The organism is Streptomyces sp. JLSY215 (assembly GCF_059682825.1).
In genome coordinates this window covers 8982516-9007591 of record NZ_CM185022.1, presented here as the reverse complement: position 1 = coordinate 9007591, position 25076 = coordinate 8982516, and the positions used below count along the sequence as shown (strand labels likewise).

Genomic DNA, 25076 nt, shown 5'->3' with positions numbered 1-25076 from the left:
AAGCTACAAGCCCGAGCGGCATCTCGTCCAAGCCTTTTCCCCGCCGCGTGATCACGACTCCGGACAGGCCCTAGCGGAGCGGTCCCCGCTCGTCGATGAACACGGTCGGCGCGGACAGGAACACGTCGGCGTTCACCGGTCCGTATGCGACGTTGAACGTGTCCAGCCAGTACGACCAGCCGCGGATTCCCAGCGCACTGCTGAATCGGTAGTTGAGCTGCCAGCGGACCCATTGCCCGGGCCCGATCCGCACAGCCGGGGGCCGTCGAGGCCGAGGCGGCAACGAGAACATCGGATGCACCCGGGGGAATACGCGTAGCCGTCCCTCGCCCTCGCGGAGCTGGACCACGTCCTTTCTCACCTCTTCCCGGGTGTCGTACGGCGCGAAGCCATCCCGCTCATGCATGCGGACCACATGCGCCAAGGGGGCGGCGCCATGGGGCAACGCGAAGCCGGCGGGGACGGCATTTCTGCGGGTGGCGGCCTGCCCTCCCCGCGACTCCTTCGTCCAGGACGTCCGGATCCACTGGACGGTGATCTCCACGGCCCCTCCCCCATCATCTCGCCGGGAAACCCACCGTACGTCCGCTTCGGGTTCCGGTCAGAGCCGCTGTTCCAGGAGCGTGTTCAGCGGGCGGAAGCCTGCGGCCCGGTAGAACGCACGAGCGCCCTCGTTGAAGTCCCAGACGTCCGTGACGAGGCGGCGGCAGCCTGCCGCGCGTCCCACTTCCCGTACGGCGTCGATCAGTGCCGCGCCGACACCGCTGCGGGCGGCATCGGGGACCACCGCGATTTGTTCCAGGGACACGATGACGTCCGAGCGCATCAGCGCGTTGCCGGGCGGGTTCTTGACTCGGGCGAGGGCATACCCGAGGGCTTCGCCGTCCGCCGGGCCGGCGATGAGCACGGTGACCGACGGATCGGCTATCTGAGCGCGGAACAAGGCCTCGACGGCATCCGCTTGCGGGGAGTCGTGGAACAGATCGGGGCGGTGTCGTTGGTGCCCGTCGTGAAGGATTCGGTGGAGGGTGGCGAGCAGGGCAACATCGTCTGAGGAAGCGGTGCGTATCTGGATCACATCGCCATCGTGGCCCGTTGACGCTGTCACTGTCACTGCCGCTGCCGCTGCCGCTGCCGCTGTCGCTATCACTGCCACGTCGCGGCAGCGTGTCGGCACCGCCCTTCGCGCGGCCGCCCGCACACCCCCTGCCAACTTCGCGGAACGCGCCACAGAACGATCAACACTTACCTATAGTGTTCATGCGTTGATCGGAGAGTGTCAGGTAGAGGCAACGCCATGCGGCCGGCCGACCGTCCCCATCCGGGACCGCGCCGCACACCGTCTCGCGACCCGCGTCGGCCACCGGTACGGCCTCGGGAGACACGACGCGACCAGCACAGCGGGCCCCACCCCATGCCCCTGCCGGAAGCCCGGTGGCAGACCGCACCCGCCGAACCGTGGGAGGGAGCCGGCCACCGGTGATATGGCGCTCCTCGCCCGGGACTCCGCACGGCGCGAACCGCTGTCACCCACCCCGGCCACCCCCGTCTGCCACGGCCTGCCACAACCTGCCGCGTTGTCCGACCGGACTGCCCGAGCGCCGCACCCCACCCGCCCACAACACCGGGAGACCCACCGATGACCACCGCCGGCACCACCCGTATCGCGCTCGACCCCTTCGTCGCCGACCTGGAGGCGGAGACCGCCCGGTTACGTGCCGATGGCCCCCTGGCCGCCGTGGAACTGCCCGGTGGTGTCCCGGTGTGGGCCGTCACCCACCACGCCGAGGCCCGCGCGCTGATGACCGACCGGCGGGTGGTGAAGGACATCTCCCTGTGGAACGCCTGGCAGCGTGGCGAAATCCCGGAGGACTGGCCGCTGATCGGGCTGGTGAACCCGGGCCGCTCGATGCTCACCGTGGACGGCGAGGAGCACCGCCGGCTGCGCACCCTGGTGGCGCAGGCCCTCACCCCGCGCCGCGTCGACGAGATGCGGCCGCGCGTCACGGAACTCACCGAGGACCTGCTCGACGGGCTCACCGGTCGCGCGCCCGGTGAAGTGGTGGACCTCAAGGCGGAGTTCGCCTATCCGCTGCCGATGCGGGTCATCAGCGACCTGCTGGGCGTCGACCGCGCCGACCACCCTCGTCTGAAGGTCCTCTTCGACAAGTTCTTCTCCACCCAGACGCCGCCCGAAGAGGTCGTCGCCACCCTGACCGAGCTGCGCGAGATGAACCTCCGGATCATCGAGGCACGCCGTACGACACCCGCCGACGACCTCACCAGCGCCCTCGTCCACGCCAGCGAGAACGGCGACCGGCTGACCGATGACGAGATCCTCAACACCATCGGGGTGATGATCGCCGCCGGGCACGAGACCACGATCTCGCTGATCGTCAACGCGGTCGTCAATCTCTCCACCCACCCCGAACAGCTCGCGCTCGTCCAGGCGGGAGAGGCGAGCTGGGAGGCGGTCATCGAGGAAACCCTGCGCTGGTCCTCCCCCACCTCCCATGTACTGATCCGGTTCGCCACCGAGGACGTCCCCGTGGGCGACAAGATCCTCGCCAAGGGCGAAGCGGTGATCATCGCGCATGCAGCGATCGGCCGCGACGAAAACGCACACGGCCCCTCCGCCAACGTCTTCGACATCACCCGCTCCCCCAACCGCCACCTGGCCTTCGGCCACGGCCCACACGTCTGCCCCGGCGCCGCTCTCTCCCGTATGGAGGCCGCTATCGCCCTGCCCGCCCTCTACGCCCGCTTCCCCCGCCTGCGCCTGGCGGTCCCCCGGTCCGAACTGCGCAACAAGCCGGTCGTGACACAGAACGAGCTGTTCGAGTTGCCGGTGCTCCTGGCATAAGAGCCGGGAGGGACGCCACGGGCGGTGGTCTCCTCGGACCGGCCGTGAATGCCGTGGACCGGCCTGAACGCGGTCCACGGCGGGCGTACTCGGCAGCCATGTCAGCCGTTCGCCTCCGCGGGCGCCGCCGCGCGCTCGATGAGGACGTCGACCGCGAGGACCCCGTCCGGTCCCGCCCGCAGCGGGTTGATCTCGGCGGAGACGACCGCCGGGTCGCGGCCGGGCAGCGTGGACAGTGCGGCGACGGCTGCGGCGACGGCGTCCACATCGCACGGGGCGGCTCCGCGCCATCCGTTCAGCAGCGGCCAGCAGGTCAGCCGGCGCAGCATGGCCCGAGCGCCGTCGACGGTCACGGGCGCGAGTTCAAGGGTGGTGTCCCGCCACAGTTCGGCCGATGTGCCTCCGGCGCCCACGAGCACGACCGGGCCGAAGCCGGGGTCGTACCGCAACCCGACGATCAGCTCGACGGTGTCCGGGCGGGTATCCATGCGTTCGACGATGACGGAGCGGGCGCCCAGCCGGGTGGCGAAGTCCTCGAAGGCGGCGGTGATGTCGGCTTCGGTCCCCAGGCCGAGCCGGACCCCGCCGGCCTCGGTCTTGTGCGCATACCCGACGACCTTCGCCACGGACGGGCCGTCCCAGGCCCCGGCGATCCCCACCGCTTCCCGGGCGCTTTCCGCCACCCCGGCCTCGGGGAACGCGATTCCCACCGCCCGCGCGATCTCGCGTGCCTGAAGGTAGGGGATGCCCGGCCCCGGCGGGCCGGGCGGTGCGGTGGGGCGGTGGCCCGGTGGGCGTGGAGTCCCTGCCTGCCATTGGGCGCAGCCGGCCAGTGCCCGCAGGGTGCTGTCGATGTCGGCGTGGACGGGTACGCCCGCGGCACGCAGCGTGTGGGTGGCGGGAGAGCCGCCGGCCATGGTGTGGACCAGTACGGGGAGGGTGTGCGCGACCCGGGCGAGGCGGGCGGCCACCTCCGCCTCGGCCGTCGCCAGGGTGGGAGCGTCCTCGCCGTAGCGGCCGAAGTAGCCCGTCAGCACCAGGGCGTCGTACGTGCCGGAGGTCGCCGCCCACTCGGCCACCGAGGCGTAGACCGTCAGATCCTGTTCTCCGGCGCCCGCGAGGTCGACGGGGTTGCGGGACGCCACCGGGGCCGGTGGCGGGGTGGTGGGGGGCGCCGCGAGGTCCAGGCCCCGTTCCGTGGCGATGTCGGCGGCGAGCGCCCCTTGGCCACCGGAGTCGGACACCACGAGAATCCGGCTGCCGCGGGGGCGGATGCCCAGTGCGAGGGCGTGGGCCAGCTCCGCCGCATGCGCCGGTGTCGTGGCCCGGACGGCGCCGACGCTGCGGCATACGGCGTCGTGGACGTCGGTGCCGGAGATGAGCGCGCCGGTGTGGGACATGGCGGCGGCGCTGCCTGCCGGGCTCTTGCCGACCGTGAGGAGGACCAGCGGCTTACCGGCTTCGCGCAGCAGGTGAGCCGCGTGCAGGAACCGTTGGGGCTCGCGGATGCCTTCCACGTAGGCGATCACCGCTCGTGTCGCGTCGTGGCCGGCGAGGCTCTCGAGCAGGTCCTCGGTGGAGACGTCGACCTGGGCGCCGGTCGAGGCGAATCGGGACAGGCCCGAGCCCAGCCGCGCAAGCAAGTACGCGATCTCCGTACCGATCTGGCCGCTCTGGGTCACCACTCCCACCGGCCCGGCCTCGAAGTCGCCCCAGGCGAGCTGGAGTTCGGCCTGGGTGTCGACTATCCCGAGCGAACTCGGCCCGAGCAATCGGATGCCCCGCTCACGCGCCCGCTCGCCCAGGTCACTGGCCAGGCGGGGGTTACCGGTGAGCCGGCCGAGCCCGTCGCTGATCACCAGCACGGCACGGGCGCCTGCGGCGAGAGCATCGTCGAACGCCGCCTCGACGGCCTGCGCGGGTACGGCGATGACCACCAGTTCGGGTGGGTGCGGCAGGCCTTCGAGCGAGGGGAAGGCGGGCCGACCGCACACCGGTCCGCCGCGCCGGTTGACGAGGTGCACCGTACGGATCTCGCTGCCGAGAAGGGCGCCACGTGCCAGCCAGTGCCCCCATTTGGCGGGGTCGTCGCTCGCCCCGACGACCGCGACGGAGGCGGGCCGCCACAGTGGCGTCAGAGCGGCATCGGCACTCAACGACTCGGGCAGCGAGGCCACTTCGGGCGACGGGACAGGCCCCGGGACGGGCCCCGGGACGGGCTGCGACGCGGGCTCGGAGCCGGGCTCGGACCCGGACTCGTGCTCGGACCCGGGCTCGGATCCCACCTCCGGCACGCGGATCGCTTCAGGCGTGGTCACGGAGGCTCCGGGAGATGATCAGCCGCTGCATGTCCGAGGTGCCCTCTTCGATCTCCTCCAGCTTGGCGTCGCGCATCCACTTCTCGGCGAGGAATTCCCGCGAGTAGCCCCAGCCGCCCATCGTCTGCACCGCCGCCCACGTGGCGAACATGGCCGTCTCCGAGGCGGTCAGCTTCGCCATCGCCGATTCACGGGTGGCGCGGCGGCCGCTGTCGATGCGCTGGGCGGCGCGCCAGGTCATCAGGCGCGCGGCCTCGACGCGGGTCGCCATGTCGGCCAGCCGGAAGCCCACGGCCTGATGGTCGATGATGCGCTTGCCGAACTGCCGGCGCTCATTGGCGTACTGGACGGCGTACTCGGTGGCGGCGCGCGCGACGCCGGTGGCCGCGGCCGCCAGGATGGTCCGCGACCGGTCGAAGGTCTGCATGAGCCCCATGAAGCCCTGGCCTTCCTCGCCGAGCCGGTCGCGGGCGTCCACCTCGACGTCATCGAGAGTGACCTCGGCATTGATCAGCGCGCGCTGGCCCATTTTCTTCCACGGCGCGGAGACGGTGAGTCCCGGAGTGTCGCGGTGCACGACGAACGCGGTGATGCCCTTGGCGCGCAGCCGCGGGTCGACGGTGGCGAAGATGATGTAGTACTCCGACGCACCCGCGTTGGAAATCCATGCCTTGCGGCCGGTGAGGAGATAGCGGTCGCCCTTGCGTACGGCGTGGGTGCGCAGCGAGGCGGCATCGGATCCGACATCGGGCTCGGTGACCGCGAGCGAGGTCATCGGCGGGGCGTCGCCGACGAGCGGGCGCAGCAGGCGCTCCTTCTGCTCGTCGGTGCCGAGTTCGAGGATCGGGTGGGCGAAGAAGCCGTTGGCGGTCAGCAGGTTGCCCAGTCCCAGATCGCCGACGCACAGCTCTTCCTGCACGAGGCACTGGGTGAACATATCGGTGGCCCCGCCGCCTCCGTATTCCTCGGGCAGCATGAACGAGGTCAGACCCACCCTGGCGGCCTCTCCCCAGATTTCCCAGGGGACTTCGGTGTCCGCTTCGTCGACCGCTCGCGCGGCGGGCCTGATCTTGTCCCGCGCGAAGTCCTGGCAGAGGTCGATGATCGCCAGCTGTTCGGGGCTGAGTTCCGTCATCTCGGTAGGAAGTGTCACTCGGCCAGCTCCTCGGGATCGCCCGGCTGTCCGCCGGATGCCGTCGGTCGGATGGCCGCGACGGTATTAATAACTGATCCGTCAGTCAATGATCTGGACACGGATGGATCCGGCCCTGCAGAGCACCTTCAGGGAAGCAGCGCAGAGCAACGGCCGAGGACCAGCCAGGGAGCCCGGGAAGGAGTGGGGAGGAGTACGGCCCGGCAGCAACTCAGCAACGGCGCAGGAAGGCGCAGGAAAGGCTCAGGAACGACCGGAGCAGAGGCGGCCGGAACGGCAGGAACGGCTCAGGACGCCGCGAACAGGCCGTCGATGAACACCCGGCAGGTGGCGCGCATCCGCGTGAGCGTCATGGCGTGCGAGCCGACAAGCACCTGCAGCGCGAGCCCGTCGAGCATGCCGACCAGCATGTTGGCCACGTCCACCGGGTCCGCGTCGCCGCCCATCCGCCCGGCCGCCTGGCACTCGCGCACGATGCCGGCGACGATCCGGCGCCATTCCCCGTACGCACGGTCGTTGAGGTCGCGCAGCTCCGTGTCGTGCAGTGCCGTGACCCAGAGTTCGGCCCAGACGTTCCATGCCTCGACGGTCTCGTCGCCTTGTGGCAGGTACGCCTCCACGAGCGCCCGCAGCTTCTCCACGGGGTCCAGGCCGGACTCGAAGATGGCGGCGCGGCGCTCGAGCGAGCGCAGGAAGTTCCGCTCGAACGCCGCGCGGATCAGGTCCTGTTTGGTGTCGAAGTAGTAGTGGACGATGCCGGGTGAGAGTCCGGCGTCCTTGGCGACGTCCGCGACGCGGAACGCGACGATCCCCGTGCGGGCGATGACCTTGCAGGTGGCCGCCAGAATCTGGGCGCGGCGTTCCGCTTCGACGCTGGGTCTCGGCATGCTGGCAGCCCTTCTTGGGACGGGTGCGGCAGCATAGCAATGTTGACTGGTGCGCCAGTCAGTTCGTCGCATACGCCGATCCGCGGCGGGAACCGGCCCCGGCCCTGCCCCGTGGGGGGGGGTGGGCCCCGCAGCAGAACGCGATCTGGTTCGGCCATTCCGTGGCTAAAATCCGCAGCACTATCGGATCATCGCAGGGGGAACGATGAGTGACGGTACTTCGGCTCGCTGGGTCGAACTCGCCGATGGCGAAGGGCCCGAGGGCTGGCTGGTTCTGCCCGAGGGGCGGGAGCGCCGCGCGGGTCGGTCATCGTGGCAGGGGAGTTCTTCGGGGTGACCCCGCATCTGAAGGCGGTCTGCGCGCGGCTGGCCGGCGAGGGGTACGCGGTGCTCGCGCCGGATCTGTACTGGCGGGGCGTCCGCCGGGCGGGTTTCGGCTACGACGAGGACGGCCGGGCCGAGGGGCGGCGGCTGATGACGGCGCTGCGCCGTGAGGAGGTCGTCGCGGATCTCGCGGCCGCGCAGGCGGTGGCGCGCCGGTACGGCGGGGAGGGCGGCAGCGCCATGCTCGGGTTCAGCCTGGGCGGGCATGTCGCGATGCTCGGGGCGTCGGAGCTGCGGTTCGACCTGGTCCTGAGCTGGTACGGCGGGTGGCTGCTGGACGGTGGCATCCCGCTGGCCGAGCCGGTCGCCCCGGTGAGCCGGGCGGCGGAGATCGCCGCGAACACCGGGTTCGTGCTGGCGTTCTTCGGTGCGGACGACTTCGTGATGCCGCTGGACGAGTGGCACCGGATCGGTGCCCGCCTGCGGGACGCGGAAGTCGCCCACGAGCAGGTCACGTACGAGGGTGTCGGGCACGGCTTCTTCAACGACGAGCGCCCGGAGACGTACGACGACAAGTCCGCCACCGACTCCTGGCAGCGGGCGCTCGAGGCGCTGGCGCGACACGTCCGCCGCTGACCCCAGGGCGCGAACGATGGTCGGCCCGTCCACCGCGCAGGCGGTGGACGGGCCGACGCCGTTCCGGCGACCGGGCCGCCGAGGCATCGCCTTCACGGGAAGGACCCGACCACCGGACCACACGAGGTGGGTCACTTCTCCAGGTTGGGCAGCCGCCATGCGAAGGGGCTGAGCTCCTTCTCCCATCCGGGCGCTTCGGCAAGCGCCCCGCCGGCGTCGGGCATCCGCAAAAGGCAGCGGTGGCGCAGGAGTTCGCCTCGTTCGTGCGGCGTCAACAGCATCGCCTCGTCGCCGAGGTCCCCTGCGGTGTCCAGGCGCGTCGCTCCGGCGACGTTGAGGTGGTCGGAAGTCGCAGTGCGGTAATCGAGACGAAAGTCGGTGGCCCACTGCGAATTGTGTCCCCAGCCATGGGACTCATCGACCGTGGGGCGGTAGCTGCGCCGAAAGGTCCAGTACAGCGGGAAGCGGTCGGCGACGCCACGCTGCGCGAATGCACGTCCGGCGCGGACGCGGACTCCGGCCCGGCTGAAGAGCAGCTCGCCGAGCATCAGCCCAGGCCATAGGACCTGAGTGATCTGGATCGGGGTCTCCGGGTCATCGGCTTGCTCGACCTCGACGATCTCATGGAGAAAGGAGTCGAAGACGGCGTCGTCGAACGGTGTCATTCCCAGCGCGCCGAACAATTCGAGATATTCGGAGCGGGAGACACCCGGCCATGGGTCCGACGCGGGGTGGCAGTCGGCGCCCGTCCCCTCGGAAGGAGCGTCGGCGGCAGGCTGAAATCCCAGCAGCAGTACGTCACTTACGCGGCTGAGGGCATACAGCTCTCGGACAAGGAACGGGCTCCCGTGAGGCGCCACGCCCCCGGCCCGCCCGCCCTCGTAAACGGCGGCCGACGCGAGCCAGGCACGGTAGTCACCCGCCGCCTTACCCGCCGCCTTACCCGCCGCCTTCTCCAGCCACGGTGCGACCACCGTTCCGTAGGTCTCCGGGCCGTCGTGCTCATGCAGTGCATGGAAGAGGCGCCGCGCGTCCGTCCCGTCTCCGCCTGCCCCGTCGTCGCCTACCCCGTCTTCGTCCATGAGGGGAGCCTAGAGGCGCGGCTTCCTCGCGGCGGACTGCGGACGGCGTCTCGATGCCGCCGGCGGGATCGGCGGCCTTCGAACACATCGGTCTGTGCGTGCACACACAACAGTCCCCGGGAGTCCGCTTCGTCACCATCTGCCTCAGTCGTCGCTGAGTCTCCGGCACGCGGGGCTTCCGGGGGCCTAGCCAGGGCCACGTCAAGGGTCTCCTGCCAACAGACGTCTCTGTCGACGGTGCGGCTCTCCGGTTTTCTGGTGTATTCACCAGTTTCCTCCCAGTTCAGCCAGAGTCAAGAGGGAAGGGGAAATGGGATGCGCGGAGGATTCGGGATTCGATCACGGACGGCGGCGGTGCGCATCCGCAGGGATACGCACGGTGGACTCCCCCAGTCATCCCTGCGGCCGCGTCCCCACATCCCACCCCCTGCCCCCTCCCGCATATCCGCTTGCCGCCGTCCCATCTGCACGGCAGTGTTTGGGCGGTGACTGAACTGTGGGTCCTGGGTCCGGACAACTGGAGCGCATGGCGCGCACTGCGCCTGACCGCGCTCGCCGAGGCGCCGTCCGCATTCGGCTCGACGTTGGCGGAGTGGCAGGGGGACGGCGATCGCGAGGAACGCTGGCGAGCCCGCCTGGGGATCCGCGGCTCGCACAATGTCATCGCGGTCCTCGACGGCCGGCCGGTCGGCATGGTCAGTGGGGTTCCGTCCCAGGAACCGGACACCGCGGAGCTGATCTCCATGTGGGTCGGGCCCCGCGCACGTGGCCAGGGAGTGGGAGACCGCTTGATCGGCGAGGTTGAGCGGTGGGCGATACAGAGGCGCGCCAGGAGATTGATGCTGTCGGTGATGCCGGACAACCCTGCGGCCATCGCGCTGTATGAACGCCATGGATTCACGGCCACGGAAAGGCTCGGGGATGTGTCGCCGGATGGCCTACGCCGGGAATTGGTCCTGGCGAAAAACCTCGACGTTGCATGACGTCGATCCCTCGAACCCCGATCTCTCGAACCTCGAACCTCGAACCTCTAACCTCGAACCCCGGCCCTCGATCCCCGATCCCCGGTTCTCGCGGGTGAGACGGTGGGTCGTCACAGCCAGGGCGGGGGGATTCGGAAACCGTTACCGCGCCCGATGTGACTGAGGTGCCGTCAGAACCCTTTCCCGAAACCGGTGTAGCGCTTCAGCAGACGACCTACGACCCCATGACGTAGCTATACGATCAAGAAACAAATCGATCGAGTGGGACGAGTGAATGCTGCGATGAGCCTTGGGCCGACGTCGCGCGAGGCCATCGCCGAGCGCATGATAGAGATCCCCGCCGGAGAGATCGTCCTGCGCGACGAGGGCACGAAGACGAACTGGAACGTCGAGGTCGGGGCTTTCCGGCTGGCGCCGTATCCCGTGACGCGTGAGCTCTACCGTGCCGTGCACGGCGAAGCGCCCGAGAGCGCGGCGGGGCCCCGGACGCCGGTGACCGAGGTCTCCTGGAAGGAGGCCATTCGGTTCTGCAACCTCCTCTCGCAGGCGACGGGGCTCGCCCCCTGCTACGCGATGGGCGATGACCCCGACGGGCAGGATGTGGTCTGCGACTGGGAGGCCGACGGCTATCGCCTCCCTTCCGAGGCGGAGTGGGAATACGCGTGCCGGGCCGGTACGTCCGGTGTCCGCTACGGAGAGCTGGACGAGATCGCCTGGTACCGAGGGAACTCCGGCAGCGAGGTGCACGACGTCGCCACCAGGACGCCGAACGCGTGGGGCCTCCATGACATGCTCGGAAACGTGTGGGAGTGGTGCTGGGATGTCTATGACCCCGAGGTGTACGGCCCGTACCGGGTATTCCGGGGCGGAGGTGCGTACGACCAGCCCCGAGGGTGCCGGGCGTCGTGCCGCCGCAAGAGTCACCCCACCTTTCGCGTGGACGACCTCGGGTTCCGGCTGGCCCGGTCGCGGTAGCGGGAGCACGCCGCACAGCCGCGACCAGCCGATGGTTCTCCGGGCCCTCGCCGTATCTTGACGGAATGCCGAAGCGGCGGCGCGTTCAGACCGGGGTCCGTTCCGATGGGTCGGGCCCGGCCTGCCGCTATCGGGCCTTGGTGACCGCGCCGAGGCCGCGGTCCAGGGCGGCGTCCGGCAGCAGCCGCGACAGCGTTGCGGCCGCCCGTGCATCGGTGCCGACGCGGTAGCGGGTCCGGGGCCGATGGGCGGTCAGTGCCCGGAAGACGGTGCGGGCGAAGTCCTCCGGCCGCGTGGTGCTCGACTGCGCCCGCTGCTCGTTCGCCCGCAGGAAGCTTTCGAAGGACGCCTGGTAGAGGCGGGCGACGTCCTCCGGGGCCTTGCCCAGGATCTCCTCGCCCGCCTCGCGCACCTTGTCCCAGATCGGGGTCGCGATCGCGCCCGGCTGCACGACGGAGACCGAGACGCCGAAGTGCCGTAGCTCGCGACGGAGCGCATCGCTCATGCCCTCCTTCGCGAACTGCCCCGCCGCGTAGGCGCCGAGGTAGGGAATGGCGATGCTGCCCAGACCCGAGGAGACGTTGACGATGCGCCCGCGGGTCCGGCGCAGCTGCGGCAGGAAGACCTGGGTGACCGCGACCGTACCGACGACATTGGTGTCCAGCTGCTGTCGCAGGCGTGGGGGCGGCACGCACTCCAGGGGGGCCGATATGCACGTACCGGCGTTGTTCACCAGCGCCCACACGCCCTGCTCGCCCACGGACCCGGCGATCTCGGCGGCGGCCGCCCGTAGGGAGTCGCCGTCGGTCACGTCCATGAGTACCGGCCGCAGCCGTGTGGAGGTTGCCTCGGCGCGCAGCAGTTCGCCGTCCTCCGCCTTGCGCACTCCGGCGAAGACGCGGAAGCCGCGCTGTGCCAGCCGCAGCGCGCACTCCTTGCCGAGCCCGGAGGAGGCTCCGGTGATGACGACGGCTCGTCCGGACGGAGACAGGGGCTTGGGTCGATGGGTCAGCAATGCGTTCTCCTGGGGCGCTCGTTGGTGCGGTGGTGGTGGTGGGGGGGACGGTGGGCGGGCGGTGGCCGGTCGGCTCAGGTGCGGGACGCGCCGGGCTCGGTCGGCAGCGCGGCGAGCAGGGTGCGTACGGAAGCGTCGGCGATATGGCGGGCGCGCGGTGGCGTGACGATTCCGTCGATGTAGCTGAAGTTCCAGGCGAGTTGGTTGTGGCTGGTGAGGGCGGTGGCCACTACGGCGCCGGTCACCGAGATGCCCGCGACGAGCTGGGTATCGGAGAGGCGCCATGGGCCCACCCGGTCGGGGAAGCCATAGCGGCCGAGGTTGGAAAGGCACAGGTTGAGCGGGCCTTGTTCGTCCATATAGCGCATGAACGAGGCGGCTTCGGCCGATGTCCTGGGCCCGGCCCGGTCCAGCAGGGTGATCAGGGACAGGTGTTCCGCGCGTTTCCGGCGGTCCGCCAGGTCCCGGCTGATGGCGCGGGCCATCCGCCACAGGGGCGCACCGGGCCGGTACAGGACGCGGGTGGGGAGGGTGGCCGCGTAGGTGCCGGCCTCGTCGTAGGAGACGGCGGGGTCCAGTTCGGCGCGGAAGTCGAGCGGCGAGCCGATCGAGAAGTGGGCCGGTTCCGGTGTGCCCGCCTCCTGGGCGACGGCGGTCACCATGGCGGCGGCGAGGGCTCCGTGCACCGTGACCTCGTGCCGTTTGCAGGCGCTCACGAGCAGCTCCAGTTGCCCGGCGGTGAGGGACCTGTGCACCATCCGGGTGCGCCGCTGGTCGAAGGGGACCGGCCGGCTGGGGGCGATCCGCCGTGGTCGGAGCCGGCGGGCCTCCTCCTCGTCGCGGGCCATCAGCGCCGTGAGCGCGGCGGCCCCGGCCTCGCCCCGGTGGGGGCGCGGAAGCAGGTCTTCCGCGGCGGGCAGCGCCCGGCGTGACGTACAGGACGGCTCCTCTCCGGCGCTCAGTTGGGCGGCGATGTCGATCCACTCCTTGAGCAGGGACAGTCCCGTCATGCCGTCGGCTATGCAGTGCGCTGCCGTGAGAAGGAGGTCGTGGACGTCCTCCTCGCCGCGCCCGGCACCCTCCCGCGTGATCACGACCGTCCGCAGCAGCGGCCCCGTGCGGCCGTCGATGCCCTCGGCGAGCTCGCGCTCCTCCACCTCGCGTGCCCATCGCGCGTCGGCCTCGGGGTCCGCGGCCGGCACCCGTACGTGCCGCAGCGGGATCGGCCGCCCGCCCACCGGACGGAACGCCGGGGCCGTTCCCTCCTCGTCGCCGCTGATCGCGACGCGCAGCAGAGGGTGCCGGGACTGGAGGACGTCCAGGGCGCGGCGCAGCAGTGGCAGCTCCAGGGGGCCGTGGATCCGGGTCCGGATGACGCCGTTGAGCGGTGAGGTCCGGTCCGCGATCCAGTACCAGCGCTCCAAGGGGCTGAGCTGCCGACGGACGCGTGGTACGGGGTCCGGGATGCGGGGGAAGGTGAGGGCTTCCAGGTTCTGGCGGACGAGTTCCGGCCGGGGTGTCAGGCGGAAGTGGTCGTCGCGGACCTGCCGCCGTTCGGGGGTGTCGGCCTGTTCGAGGTCGCTCATGGAGCGGGATGCGGTGACCATGGCGCGGGTGCGGTCGCGGCGCCGGTCTTCGTACGTGCGCAGGGCGAGCGGCAGGTCGTCGCGGGCCCCGGGCTCGGCCAGGGTGTGTGCCAGGACCACGGCGTCCTCGATCGCCATCGCCGAGCCCTGGCCGAGGGTGGTCAGCATGGGATGCGCGGCGTCGCCGAGCAGGGTGACGGGGCCCTCTCCCCACCGTTCGAGGAAGGTGCGGTCGCGGGAGGGCACGGCGAGGATGTCCGCGGGCGGGGTGGCGTCGATCACCGCCCGCACCTCGTCGGCCCAGCCCGCGTAGGCCTCGGCGATCTCGTCCTTGGTGCCGTCCCAGGCGTGCGAGCGGGCGGCGGGCATGTTCTTGGTGCCCCACCAGTAGAAGCGGCCGTGGCCGATGTCGATGAGGCCGAACCGCTGTCCGCTGCCCCAGTAGTGGCGCACGCTGCCCGGGGTGAGGCCGGGGTGGCTGAAGGGGACGATGCCGAGCCAGCAGACATAGCCGCTGTCGTGTGACGTCTCCGGCCCGACGAGCCGGCCGCGGATGGCCGAGTGGAATCCGTCGGCGCCGATGAGGAGGTCACCGTGCGCCGAACTCCCGTCCTCGAAGCGGACGGTGACGCCCGTGTCGTCGGTCTCGAAGCCGGTTGCGGCGGCGCCCAGATGGAGGGGGCAGTCCGCGGCCGCGTCCAGCAGGGCCTCCTGAAGGTCCGAGCGGCTCAGGCAGACGCTGGGCGCGCCGACCGTCTCGCAGACCTCTTTGAAGGGCAGGTCCCGGATTTCCCGGCCGCGGTGGTCCATGACCGTGAAGGACTCGACGATCTGGCCGCGCTTGTCCAGGCCGAGGTCGATGCCGAGGGTGGCGAGCGCGCTGACGGCGTTGCTCATGACCGACAGGCCGGAACCGGCGGCGCGCAGCTCGGTCGCCCGCTCGTACACGGCCACGTCGATCCCGACTCGCCGGAGTGCGACGGCGCAGGTCAGTCCGCCGATGCCGGCTCCGATGACGAGGGCCTTCACAGGCCGATTGTTCGACATGACGTCAGTTCTCCTTGCGGGATCCGGCGGGGGCGGCGGCGATCAGGTCCGCGACGGTCTTCGCCACGTGCTCCACGTGCGGTTCTTCCATGATCGTGAGGTGGTCACCGGGGACGCCGATGACCTGGAGGGGGCCGTCGGTGATCTCGCGCCAGCCGTTGGCCGGGTCGGCGTGGCGGCTTCCGGCCGCGCCGTGCATCGCGGCGAGGACGTCCGGCAGGGGCTCCCTGGCGCGGAGCAGGGTCAGCCCCTGGGCTCCGGCCCCGGTCTCGCTCTCGGCCCCGGGCCGGTAGTCCAGTGCCGCGTGCCAGTTCGCCCGATAGACGCGGAAGAGCCGGCGTATGACGGCCCCGGTACTGCCGGCCGGCAGTACGCCCGCTTCGGTCGCGAGGCGGGCGATGAAGTCGAACTTCTCCTCCAACGAGGTCAGTTCGGCCGGTACGGCCTCCAGCGGGGAGTCGCCGCCGCGCTCCAGCCAGAGCAGTTCCCAGAAGAACCACCCCAGCAGCGCATCGTCGTCATGACGGTGGCGCCGCCCCTGGCTCAGCGCGGTGGTGTCCAGGAGCACCAGGTGGGCCACGTCCTCTCCCGCGGCGCGCAGCCGGCGGGCCATCTCGAAGGCGACGAAGCCACCGAAGGACCACCCGCCGATGGTGTACGGGCCGTGCGGCTGCACCTTCCGCAGCGCGGCGAGGTAGCTGTCCGCGATCTCCTCGACGGTGCGCAGCGGTGCGGTGCCGGGGTCCGCCCCGGCCGCCTGGAGCGCGTAGAGCGGCTGATCGTCCGGGAGGTGCCGGGCGAAGCGCACGTAGCACAGCACGTTGCCGCCCATCGGGTGGACCATGAACAGCGGCCGGCGGGTGCCCTCGGGGCGGATCGGGACCAGGGGGTCGTACGCGGCGACCGCGCCGCCCGCGCGCAGCCGCGCCGAGAGCCCGGCCACGGTGGGGGCCGCGATGAACTCCGACAGCGGGATGTGCAGGCCGTAGCGCTGCTCGATCCGCACCACCAGCCGCATCGCGGTGAGTGAGGTGCCGCCCAGGTCGAAGAGGCTGTCGGCCGGGCCGACGGTGGGCAGTTGCAGCAGGTCGGCCAGCATCTCGGACAGCGCGCGTTCGTAGGCGTCGCGCGGCCCGGCCCCGGTGGCTTCGGCGGTGGGCGCGAGCGGGGTCCGGCGCAGGGCGGCGTCGTCCCGCTTTCCGCTGGGGGTCAGCGGCAGGTGCGTCACCCATTGCGGGTGGGAAGGCACCATATGGCCGGGCAGGACGGTGCGCAGCCGCTCGCGGATGCCGGTCAGGTCCGCGGCGCTGCCTTCGCCGACGAGGAAGGCGGCGAGGAGGCAATCGCCGCCCTCGTGCTGCCGGGCCACGACCGCGGCGTCGCGCAGGCCCGGGTACTCCCCGGCGAGATCGGTGACGGCCAGTTCCACCTCGGCCGGTTCGACGCGGAAGCCGCGCACCTTGACCTGCCGGTCCGCCCGGCCGGCGTACGCGATCGTGCCGTCGGGCAGCACCACGCCGAGGTCCCCGGTGTCGTAGAGCATCCGGTCCTCGTCCGTGAAGGGATGCGGGACGAAGCGTTCCTTGGTGAGGTCGGGGCGGCCTTCGTAGCCGTCGGCCAGGCAGCCGCCGCCGAGGTGGATGGTGCCGCGCGCGCCGGCGGGCACCGGGCGCAGCCGGTCGTCCAGCACATAGGCCTCGGCACCGTCTATGGGGCGTCCGATCGGGGGCAGTGTGGGGAACGCGGCCGGGTCCCCGGTCATGGTGAAGGCGGTGGCGACATGGGTCTCCGTCGGCCCGTACTGGTTCTCCAGGACGGCGCCCGGGAGCGCGGCGCACAGCCTGCGGATCTCCCGGGTGATGCGCAGCTGCTCGCCGGCGGAGATCAGCACCCGGAGGGTACGAGGGGTGATGTCCAACGCCTGCGCGGTCTCTGCCAGTTGCTGGAGAGCGACGTAGGGGAGGAAGATCCGCTCGATGCCCGCGCGGTCGATCAGCCGCAGCAGCTCCGGCATATCGCGCCGCTCGGCGTCGCCCACCAGGTGCAGCGTGCCGCCGGAGCACAGCGTGGAGAAGATCTCCTGGAAGGAGACGTCGAAGCTCAGCGGCGCGTACTGGAGGGTGGCGCCGCCCGGGGCGCCGCTGAGGGCGCGGGTCTGCCAGGCGACGAGGCCGGCGAGGGCGCGGTGCGGCATGGCCACGCCCTTGGGCCGGCCGGTGGAGCCGGAGGTGAACAGGACGTAGGCGGTGCTGTCGGCGGGGATCTCGGCCGGCGGATCCGCGTACGGGCCGCCGGTCGGCTCGGTCACCGACTCGGCGGGCAACAGCAGCGAGGGGTCGCCGACGAGGTGGGCATGGGGGGCGTGGGCGATGACGCGGAACGGCCGGGCCACCTCCAGCATCGCGGCGAGCCGCTGGGCGGGGTAGCCGACATCCAGCGGTAGTACGGCGCAGCCGGCGCGCAGAACGCCCAGGATCACGGCGATGGTGTGCGGTGAGCGGTCCATGGCGATCCCGATGCGGGCCAGGGGCGGGGCGCCGAGCGCGCACAGCCGCCGGGCCACCCGGTCGGCCGTCCCGTCCAGCCGTGCGTAGCTCCACCGCTCCTCCCCCTGCACGAGGGCCGTCGCGTCCGGGGTGCGGGTGGCCTGCCGGGTGAAGCGTTCGACGACGGTGGGGTGGGGCGTGGGCCGGGCGAGGACCGGGCGGTCGGCGAGGAAGGAGACGTCGGGCTCCGCATACGGGTCCGTCACCATCCTGCGCAGGATCTTTCGGTACCCGTCGGCGAAGAGGCGGGCCTGGTCGGCGGAGAATCCGTCGCCGTCGCCGTCGATGCGCAGCCAGAGGCGTCCGCCGTCGGGTTCGGTGACCGCGTTGACCAGGAGCCGGAAGTCGGTCTCCTCCCAGGTGCGGAAGGAGCGCAGCCGCACGCCCGGCAGGCGGAGGACCCCGGACAGCTGGTGGAAGTGGACATAGTTGAAGGCGGTGTCCAGGACGGGGCCGCCGTGGTCCTCCTGGATGGCGCTCAGCGGGTAGCGGCGGTGGGGGTGGCCGTCCCGTTCCTGCCGGAGGGCCTCGCGGGCCACGTCCAGCCAGGTGGGCTGTGCGATGTCGAGACGCAGGGGCACCGTGTTCAGGAAGAGCCCGGCGGTACGTTCCGCGTGGGCCAGCTCGGGCCGTCCGTGGGTGATCAGTCCGGTCGTCACGTCGTGGGTGCCGGCCCGCCCATCGGTCCCGGCCCGCCCGGCGAACCCGGCGAATATCGCCAGCGTCAGGCAGTGCGCCGCGAACAGCACGGACTTGACGGGCAGGTGGTGCTCGGCGGCGAACTGCCGTATCTGGGCGACCAGTTCATCGGGCAGGTCGCACAGGTGCGCCGCCGGCTCCTGGCCGGTGCCGGGCAGGTGTGCCCGGAACGCCTCGATCTCCGGGGGTTCGCAGCCGGCCAGCTTCTCCTTCCAGTACCGACGCGTCTGCGCGGAGGCCAGGGCGGCCCGCTCCTCCTGTACGCAGGTCGCCGCCGAGGGCGAGACCGTGTCGTCGACGGGGCCGATCCCCAGTCCCAGGCCGTGCGCGTAGTCCTGGAGGAGTTCCTGGAGGAGATTCGCGACGCTGCCGCCGTCGAGGAGTGCGTGGTGGAAGCTGAGGACCAGGTCGACGGCGTCGGGGCGGACGTGTGCCCGGAAGAGGTACAGCGGCGCCCGTTCGACGGCGTAGGCGTGGCGGCGGCGCGCCTCGATGTGCGCGCGGACCTCGGCTTCGGCCGCGTCGGCGTCGAGCGGGCGCAGATCGACGATGTCCAGGCCACCGGACGCCTGCGGGCGGACGATCTGCAACGGCTCGGAGCAGCCCGCCAGGTCGAACGCGGAGCGCAGAACCGGATGGCGTGCCACCAGCCTCTCGTACGACCGGCGGAACGCGTCCTCGTCCCAGGGGAGTTCGAGGGTGTAGCGGAAGACGTCCTTGTACGTGGCGGAGGTCTCGTGTCTGCGGCTGTGGTAGAGCAGGCCGAGCTGGAGCCGGGTGAGCGGCCAGGCGTCCTCGGCGCCTTCCAGACGGGCCCGGTCCACGCCGGGGACGAGGGCGAAGGGGGCGGGGGCGCCTTCGCTGCCGGGCGCGCTCAGCGTCTCGACGCAGGTGGCCAGCCCCGCCACCGTCGGGTTGCGGAGGAGGTCGGTGAGGGAGAACCGCAGGCCCCGCGCCTCGGCCTCGGCGCGCACCTTGAGCATGAGGATGGAGTCGCCGCCGAGCGTGAAGTAGTCGTCGTGGACGCCGACGGTCTCGCGGTCCAGCACCCTGGCCCAGATCTCGGCCAGGGTGGCCTCGGTGCGGTTGCGCGGCTGACGGCCGGCGGGTTCCGCGGCGTCCCCGGGCGGGGGCAGCGCACGGCGGTCGGCCTTTCCGTTGGGGGTCAGCGGAATGGCGTCGATCCGTATGAGGTGGGCCGGGACCATGAACGCGGGCAGCGTCCGGGCGAGCAGCTCGCGCAGCCGCGCGGGGGCGGGGGCGGTGTCGAGGGCGGTGTCGGCGACGTAGTAGCCGGTGAGGTGGGTACCGCGCGCGGCGGTGGTGTGGTCGACGACGAGGGCGTCGCGGACGCCGGGAAGGGCGCGCAGGGCGCCCGTCACCTCGCCCGGCTCCACGCGGTTGCCCCGGATCTTGACCTGGCCGTCGATCCGGCCGAGGTACTCCAGGGTGCCGTCCGCCAGCCATCGTGCGAGGTCGCCGGTGCGGTAGAGGCGGCCGCCCGGTACGAACGGGTCGGGGACGAACTTCTCGGCGGTCAGTTCCGGGCGGTCCAGATAGCCTCGGGCGACACCGGCGCCGCCTATGCACAACTCGCCCGCGACGCCCGCCGGCTGGGGCAGCTCGTCGGGGCCCAGGACGTACAGCCGGGTGTTGTCGATCGGCCGCCCGATCGGTACCCGCGCGACGCTGCGGGCCGGATCGCCCGGACAGTCGTAGGAGGAGACATCGACCGTGGCCTCGGTCGGTCCGTACAGGTTCACCAGCCGTACCGGTGACTCCGCGCCGGATGTCCCGAAGATGCGGTTGAACTGCTCGACCCGCTCCGGCGGCAGGGCCTCGCCGCTGCAGAAGACGTAGCGCAGGGAGCGTAAGCGTGCGCAGGCCCCGGGTAATTCCTGGAGCAGGTCGAGGAACGGGCCGAGCATCGAGGGCACGAAGTGCACGGCGCCGACCCGCTGTTCGTGGATGCTCTGCAGGATCTGCCGGGGATCCCGCTGGCCGCCGGGCGGCAGCAGGGCCACCGCGGCGCCCTCGACGGCCCACCAGAACAGCTCCCACACCGAGACGTCGAACGAGACCGGCGTCTTCTGCAGCAGGACGTCGCCGTCGCCGAGCGGGTAGCGGCGCTGCATCCATGCCAGGCGGTTGACGACGCTGTGGTGCTCCACCATCACGCCTTTGGGCCGGCCGGTCGAGCCGGAGGTGTAGATGACATAGGCCAGATCGCGTGGGCCGGCGAGCGGTGGGAGCGGGGCGCCGCTGCCGCTCAGCAGCTCCTCGACATGGCGCACCTTCGTCCCCTCGGCCACCCCGGTGGTGGGGCCGTCGCCGTCCACGATCACCACCTTGGCGCGGCTGTCCGCCAGCAGGAGCCGCACGCGTTCGGACGGGTATCCGCGGTCCACCGGTACGTAGGCGCCCCCGGCCTTCAGCGTGCCCAGCAGCGCCACCAGCAGCTGCGGTCCCCGCTCCATCATCACCGCGACCCGGTCGTCCGGTCCGACGCCCTCGTCGCGCAGGGCACGGGCGACCCGGTTGGCCTGCTCGTCCAGTTCGGCGTAGGTCAGGGTCTCTCCCGTGGCGCCGATGACCGCGGTCTGCCGGGGGCGGCGGGCGGCCTGCTCCTCGAACAGGCCGTGCAGCGTGGCCTCGTCCGCGTAGGGCACCTTCGGACCGTGGCAGCGCACCGCGGTGAGGTCCTCATATTCGGCGGGCTTCAGCATCGGGACGGCCGATACGGGCCGGTCCAGGTGGTCCACGCCGTGCTCGATCAGCGTGCTGAGGTGGCCGGCGACCGAGGCGATGGGCAGGTCCTCGTCGAAGACGTCGAGGGCGTAGTCCAGGTCAATGCGGATGTCGGCCGTGTCGTCGAAGGCGCACACCATGACGCCCAGGGCGTCCTGTTCGTGCGAGCGGGCCATCATGGCCGTCTGCCGTTCGACTCCTGGTATCGGCGCCGGCCGCGGCCGGCGCAGGTAGGAGACCGTCACGTCGAAGAGCTGTCGGGAGGCCTCGGTCGGCGTGGGCAGTGCGCGCAGGACGTCGCCCAGCGCGAGCCGTTCGTGGCGCCGGAGCGCACCGATCGCCTCCTGGGTCTCGGCGACCAGTTCCCGCACCGTCCGCCCGCCGTGTGCCGCGACCCGCAGCGGCAGGGTGTTGGCGAACTGACCGAGGATTTCCTTGTGGTGATCCTCCGGCCGGTTGCCGAAGGGAATGCCGAGTACCGCCTCCTCGCTGCGGTGCAGCCGCGTCAGCCAGGTACCGAACATGGCGGCCAGATACCCGAACGGTGAGAGGCCGGCGGCGCGGACCCGGTCGACGAGGCGGCCCTCGACGACGAACGCGTGGCGGCCGCGGTCGCTCCCGCCCGCCGTACGCGGGAAGAGCGCCGGCGCCACACCTGCGAGGGCTTCCCGGTGGAAAGCGCGGTCGCTCTCGCCTTCCGCACCGGCGCGGTAGGCGGCTTCCTCCTCGACGATGGCGAGGTAGGAGGAAGGCTCGGGAAGGCCGGTGCGCTCGTGGCCGGCACCGGTGGCCCGCGCGTAGTCCTCGAGGATCTCGTGGCTCAGCCGGTTGACGGTCCAGCCGTCGGCGACGATGTGGTGCGCCTTGATGTGCAGATGCGTGACGTCCGGGCTCTCCAGCAGCAGCGTGGCCTCGACCAGCGTGCCACCGTCCGTGAGCGGCAGCGCCGTCGCCATGGAGCGCTGCATCCACTCGGCACACGCGACGTCCGGTGCGAGCTCCCCGGCGAGGTCGACCCTGCGGACCGTGATGCCCTCGCTCGCCACCCACTGGAAGGGCGTCCCCGCGTGCTCGCCGAACCGCAGCCGGAAGGTCTCATGGCGGTGCAGCGCGCTCTCGATGCGTGCGGCGAGCGTGTCGCGGTCGACGCGGCCGCGCAGACGCTCGTGCAGGACACAGTTGAACTGCGGCGATTCCGGAGCCTGGGAACCGGCGGCCCAGATATCCCGCTGATATGCCGTCAGCGGACTCCGGATGTGTTCGTTCCCCTGCCCCTGCGTCGGCACCTGCGCTCCACGTAAGGCTGATCCGGCAGCCGCGGTCGTCTTCATGATCAACATCATGCCTACTCGCAAGTAGGACCGTGGCAGACCTGGGTGACAGCAGGGCAAAGGGAGACGAAATCACGCCAAGGACCGCGAGCGTCCCTCAGGCGCACATATCAGATCCGGCGGCTCGACCAACCACCGGAGAGAACCCTCCCGCAAGCCGGAGCGAGAGGCCTTCTTTACGCGCCCGCCGCACGGGCCGGAAGTTGTCCGAATCCATGGGGGACATCGCTTGGGGCGGCAGGCGATGGCGACCAGGGCTTGGTAGTGGCGGGCGCGTCTGCCATGGCGGACGGCCAGGGCTTCGTTGCGCCTGAGCCCCTGGACGGCGATCCTCCACGTGCGCGCCCGCACGGCCGGGCACGGCCGGGGCACCGCGAACCCGCGGCCACCCCGGCCCCTTCGGCCGCTCAGCGCCCCATCCGCCGGTACCGCCACACGGCCAGCGGAAGGAACACCGCCACCAGCACCAGCGGCCACCCCAGCGCCAGCAGGTCCGCATGCCGGGCAGCCCAACTGCCGCCCATCACCTGCCGGTTGGTGAACAACTCACGTACCGCGCTCGCCGTCGCCGACATCGGATTCCACTCCGCGACGGCGCCCAGCCAGCCCGGCATCGACTCGGCGGGGACGAACACATTGGAGAGAAAACCGATCGGCCAGATGAGGATCTGCACGGCCTGCACCATCTCCGGTTTGCCGGCCAGCAGCCCCAGATAGATCCCGAGCCACAGCATCGCGAACCGCAGCAGAAGCAGCAGCCCCACCGCCCCCAGGGCTCCATCGATCCCGCCGGCCCAGCGCCAGCCCATCGCCAGCCCGACGCCGATCATCACCAGGAGGCTCAGCACCGACTGGAGCATGTCCAGCACGCTCCGGCCCACCAGCACCGCGGACGAGGCCATCGGCATCGAGCGGAACCTGTCGATGACGCCCTTGCCGAGGTCCTGGGTGACCGCGATCATCGTCCCCTCCAGCCCGAACGCCATGGTCAGCGCCAGCATTCCGGGGATCAGATGCGCCTTGTAGTCGCCACTGCCCGGCACGGCCATCGCGCCGCCCAGGAAGTACACGAACATCACCAGCAGCATCACCGGGAAGGCCAGGTTGACCACGACCTGCCCCGGCTTGCGGGCCCAGTGCGCCAGCCCCCGCCGCGTCATCGTCCAGGAATCGGCCAGCGCCCACACCACCCGGCCCATTGCCGCATCACCCGTCACCACACCGCTCATGCGGCCGCCCCTTCCTTGTCCGCCGCCCGGCCCTCGCCGTCCCGGGCGGTCAGCCGCAAGAACACCTCGTCCAGCGTCGGCCGCCGCACCGCGATGTCCGCCGCCTCGATCCCGGCCCCGTCCAGCGCCTTCACGGCCTCCGTCAGTGCGGCCATCCGGTCCGCGACCGGCACGCTCAGCCGTCGCTCGTCCGCGGCCACCGCCATCGCGCCACCGCCCGCCACCACCGCGGGCAGAGACTCCAACATCCCAGCCGCGGCTTGCAGTTGAGCGCTGTCTCGCACCACCACGACCAGCCGGTCCCGGCCGATCGCCCCCTTCAGCTCCTCCGGCGTACCGTCCGCGACCACCCGGCCGCCGTCCACCACCGAGATGCGGTCCGCCAACTGGTCCGCCTCCTCCAGATACTGCGTCGTCAGCAGCACCGTCGTACCGCCGTCGACCAGCGACCGCACCGCGTCCCACACCTCCGTACGGCCGCGCGGGTCGAGACCCGTCGTCGGCTCGTCCAGGAAGAGAACCCGCGGCGACATCACCAGGCTCGCCGCGAGATCGAGCCGCCGCCGCATTCCGCCGCTGTACTTGCCCACCGCCTTCCGCCCGGTGTCGGCCAGCCCGAACCGCACCAGCAGCTCGTCCGCACGTTCGCCCGCCCGGCGCACGCCCAGATGGAACAGCCGGCCGAACATCTCCAGGTTCTGCCGCCCACTGAGCTCTTCGTCGACGGCGGCGTGCTGACCCAGCAGCCCGATCCGCCGCCGCACCTCGTCCGGCTTCCGCAGCACGTCACAGCCGGCCACCTCGACCCGGCCGCCGTCGTACCGCAGGAGCGTGGACAGGATGCGCACGAGGGTGGTCTTGCCGGCGCCGTTGGGACCGAGGACCGCATGCACGGTCCCGTGCGCGACGGCCAGATCGAGTCCGTCCAGGGCCGCTTTGGCTCCATAGGCCTTGCGCAGCCCGGCCACAACAATGGCGTCTTCGGCGCCGCTCGCGGGATCGCGGTCGGTCACGACATCTCCTCCCCGAAATTGTAGTCAACTTTGACTACTTGCCCGCGAAGGTAGCCTGGTCCGCCCCACTGGTCAAACTTGATTAACTACGGACAAGCTCCGCCCGGCCGCACGGGTGGACGGCCTCCCCCAGATGCCGTTGACGACCCGGCGGCGATCTCGTACCGGACGGCTCATTCGCTACGGAGCGAGCAAAGCCCAACGCCCCACCGCTTTCCGGGCACGACCGGCACGACCTAGCACTTGGGCACCTGGCTGGGGGACACCTCGCCACCATCGCTCATGATCGACGTACTGTCGTCGATATAGCCGGATCCGCCGTCATAGGAGATCTTGTACGTCGCGCCGTAGCCGAAGCCGGTCGCATCCACTTGCCCCGGCGTGTAGCACTCAACCGTTACCGGCGTGAGCGTGGTCAGATCCGTGACCGGCTGCTGGCCCCGGGGGTCGGCCGACGGCCAGACCGTGACCGCGTCGTAGTCCCCGATCTTTCCGTCGATGCCGCCGCACCCCGCCAGCACGACCATCGCCACCCCCGCCGCAGCGGCCGACACCATCACCCTCTGTTTGCCATGCACTTGAGCCCCCGTTCCCTCCGCCCGCACGGAATGCGTGGCGTAAGGCAACTGTGGGGTCGGCGC

16 protein-coding genes are annotated in these 25076 nt (G+C 71.2%); 4 read left to right on the top strand and 12 right to left on the bottom strand.

Annotated elements, in window-relative coordinates; genetic code table 11:
- Positions 1-70: 70 nt before the first annotated feature.
- Together AC5677_RS39830 and AC5677_RS39825 are read right to left on the bottom strand one after the other, a co-directional pair.
- Positions 71-544 carry a hypothetical protein gene (locus tag AC5677_RS39830; protein ID WP_497192721.1) on the bottom strand — a complete coding sequence of 158 codons (474 nt, stop codon included), beginning with the start codon at positions 542-544 and terminating at the stop codon, positions 71-73.
- A 57-nt stretch (positions 545-601) separates the two neighbouring features.
- Positions 602-1078 carry a GNAT family N-acetyltransferase gene (locus AC5677_RS39825; protein ID WP_497192720.1) on the bottom strand — a complete coding sequence of 159 codons (477 nt, stop codon included), beginning with the start codon at positions 1076-1078 and terminating at the stop codon, positions 602-604.
- Positions 1079-1639: 561 nt separating this feature from the next.
- On the opposite strand from AC5677_RS39825, the gene AC5677_RS39820 reads away from it, so the two are divergent.
- The gene (locus AC5677_RS39820) at positions 1640-2863 is read left to right on the top strand and encodes a cytochrome P450 family protein (protein WP_497192719.1); all 1224 of its coding nucleotides are present in this window, start codon (positions 1640-1642) and stop codon (positions 2861-2863) included.
- 101 nt (positions 2864-2964) lie between these two features.
- Here the strand turns inward: AC5677_RS39820 and AC5677_RS39815 are convergent, their stop codons facing one another.
- The 3 genes from AC5677_RS39815 to AC5677_RS39805 form a co-directional block, all read right to left on the bottom strand.
- On the bottom strand, positions 2965-5181 hold the full coding sequence (locus AC5677_RS39815; protein ID WP_497192718.1) for an acetate--CoA ligase family protein: 2217 nt from the start codon (positions 5179-5181) through the stop codon (positions 2965-2967).
- Positions 5168-6316, bottom strand: a complete 1149-nt coding sequence (locus AC5677_RS39810) for an acyl-CoA dehydrogenase family protein (protein WP_497192717.1) — start codon at positions 6314-6316, stop codon at positions 5168-5170. The genes AC5677_RS39815 and AC5677_RS39810 overlap by 14 nt, the downstream gene beginning before the upstream one ends.
- Before the next feature lie 305 nt (positions 6317-6621).
- Positions 6622-7221 carry a TetR/AcrR family transcriptional regulator gene (locus AC5677_RS39805; RefSeq protein WP_497192716.1) on the bottom strand — a complete coding sequence of 200 codons (600 nt, stop codon included), beginning with the start codon at positions 7219-7221 and terminating at the stop codon, positions 6622-6624.
- A gap of 228 nt (positions 7222-7449) precedes the next feature.
- Between AC5677_RS39805 and AC5677_RS39800 the strand changes: the two genes are divergently transcribed.
- Positions 7450-8181, top strand: a complete 732-nt coding sequence (locus AC5677_RS39800; RefSeq protein WP_497196930.1) for a dienelactone hydrolase family protein — start codon at positions 7450-7452, stop codon at positions 8179-8181.
- 131 nt (positions 8182-8312) lie between these two features.
- On the opposite strand, the gene AC5677_RS39795 is transcribed toward AC5677_RS39800, so the two are convergent.
- Positions 8313-9263 carry a hypothetical protein gene (locus AC5677_RS39795; RefSeq protein WP_497192715.1) on the bottom strand — a complete coding sequence of 317 codons (951 nt, stop codon included), beginning with the start codon at positions 9261-9263 and terminating at the stop codon, positions 8313-8315.
- 485 nt (positions 9264-9748) lie between these two features.
- Here AC5677_RS39795 and AC5677_RS39790 point away from each other — a divergent pair, with 485 nt between their 5' ends.
- Positions 9749-10246: a GNAT family N-acetyltransferase gene (locus AC5677_RS39790; RefSeq protein ID WP_497192714.1), complete on the top strand. Its 498-nt coding sequence runs from the start codon at positions 9749-9751 to the stop codon at positions 10244-10246.
- 282 nt (positions 10247-10528) lie between these two features.
- Complete coding sequence (locus tag AC5677_RS39785; protein WP_497192713.1) at positions 10529-11221, top strand: formylglycine-generating enzyme family protein; 693 nt, start codon at positions 10529-10531, stop codon at positions 11219-11221.
- A 127-nt stretch (positions 11222-11348) separates the two neighbouring features.
- Here the strand turns inward: AC5677_RS39785 and AC5677_RS39780 are convergent, their stop codons facing one another.
- The 6 genes from AC5677_RS39780 to AC5677_RS39755 form a co-directional block, all read right to left on the bottom strand.
- Entirely contained in the window at positions 11349-12233 is an 885-nt protein-coding gene (locus AC5677_RS39780; protein ID WP_497196929.1) for an SDR family oxidoreductase, read from the bottom strand.
- 77 nt (positions 12234-12310) lie between these two features.
- Positions 12311-14869 carry an FAD-dependent monooxygenase gene (locus tag AC5677_RS39775; protein WP_497192712.1) on the bottom strand — a complete coding sequence of 853 codons (2559 nt, stop codon included), beginning with the start codon at positions 14867-14869 and terminating at the stop codon, positions 12311-12313.
- A gap of 4 nt (positions 14870-14873) precedes the next feature.
- Positions 14874-22148 carry an amino acid adenylation domain-containing protein gene (locus AC5677_RS39770; protein WP_497192711.1) on the bottom strand — a complete coding sequence of 2425 codons (7275 nt, stop codon included), beginning with the start codon at positions 22146-22148 and terminating at the stop codon, positions 14874-14876.
- Between the two features lie 452 nt (positions 22149-22600).
- Positions 22601-23422: an ABC transporter permease gene (locus AC5677_RS39765; protein WP_497192710.1), complete on the bottom strand. Its 822-nt coding sequence runs from the start codon at positions 23420-23422 to the stop codon at positions 22601-22603.
- Positions 23419-24390, bottom strand: a complete 972-nt coding sequence (locus AC5677_RS39760) for an ATP-binding cassette domain-containing protein (protein ID WP_497196928.1) — start codon at positions 24388-24390, stop codon at positions 23419-23421. The genes AC5677_RS39765 and AC5677_RS39760 overlap by 4 nt, the downstream gene beginning before the upstream one ends.
- Positions 24391-24671: 281 nt before the next feature.
- On the bottom strand, positions 24672-24992 hold the full coding sequence (locus tag AC5677_RS39755; RefSeq protein WP_497192709.1) for a hypothetical protein: 321 nt from the start codon (positions 24990-24992) through the stop codon (positions 24672-24674).
- Positions 24993-25076: the final 84 nt, after the last annotated feature.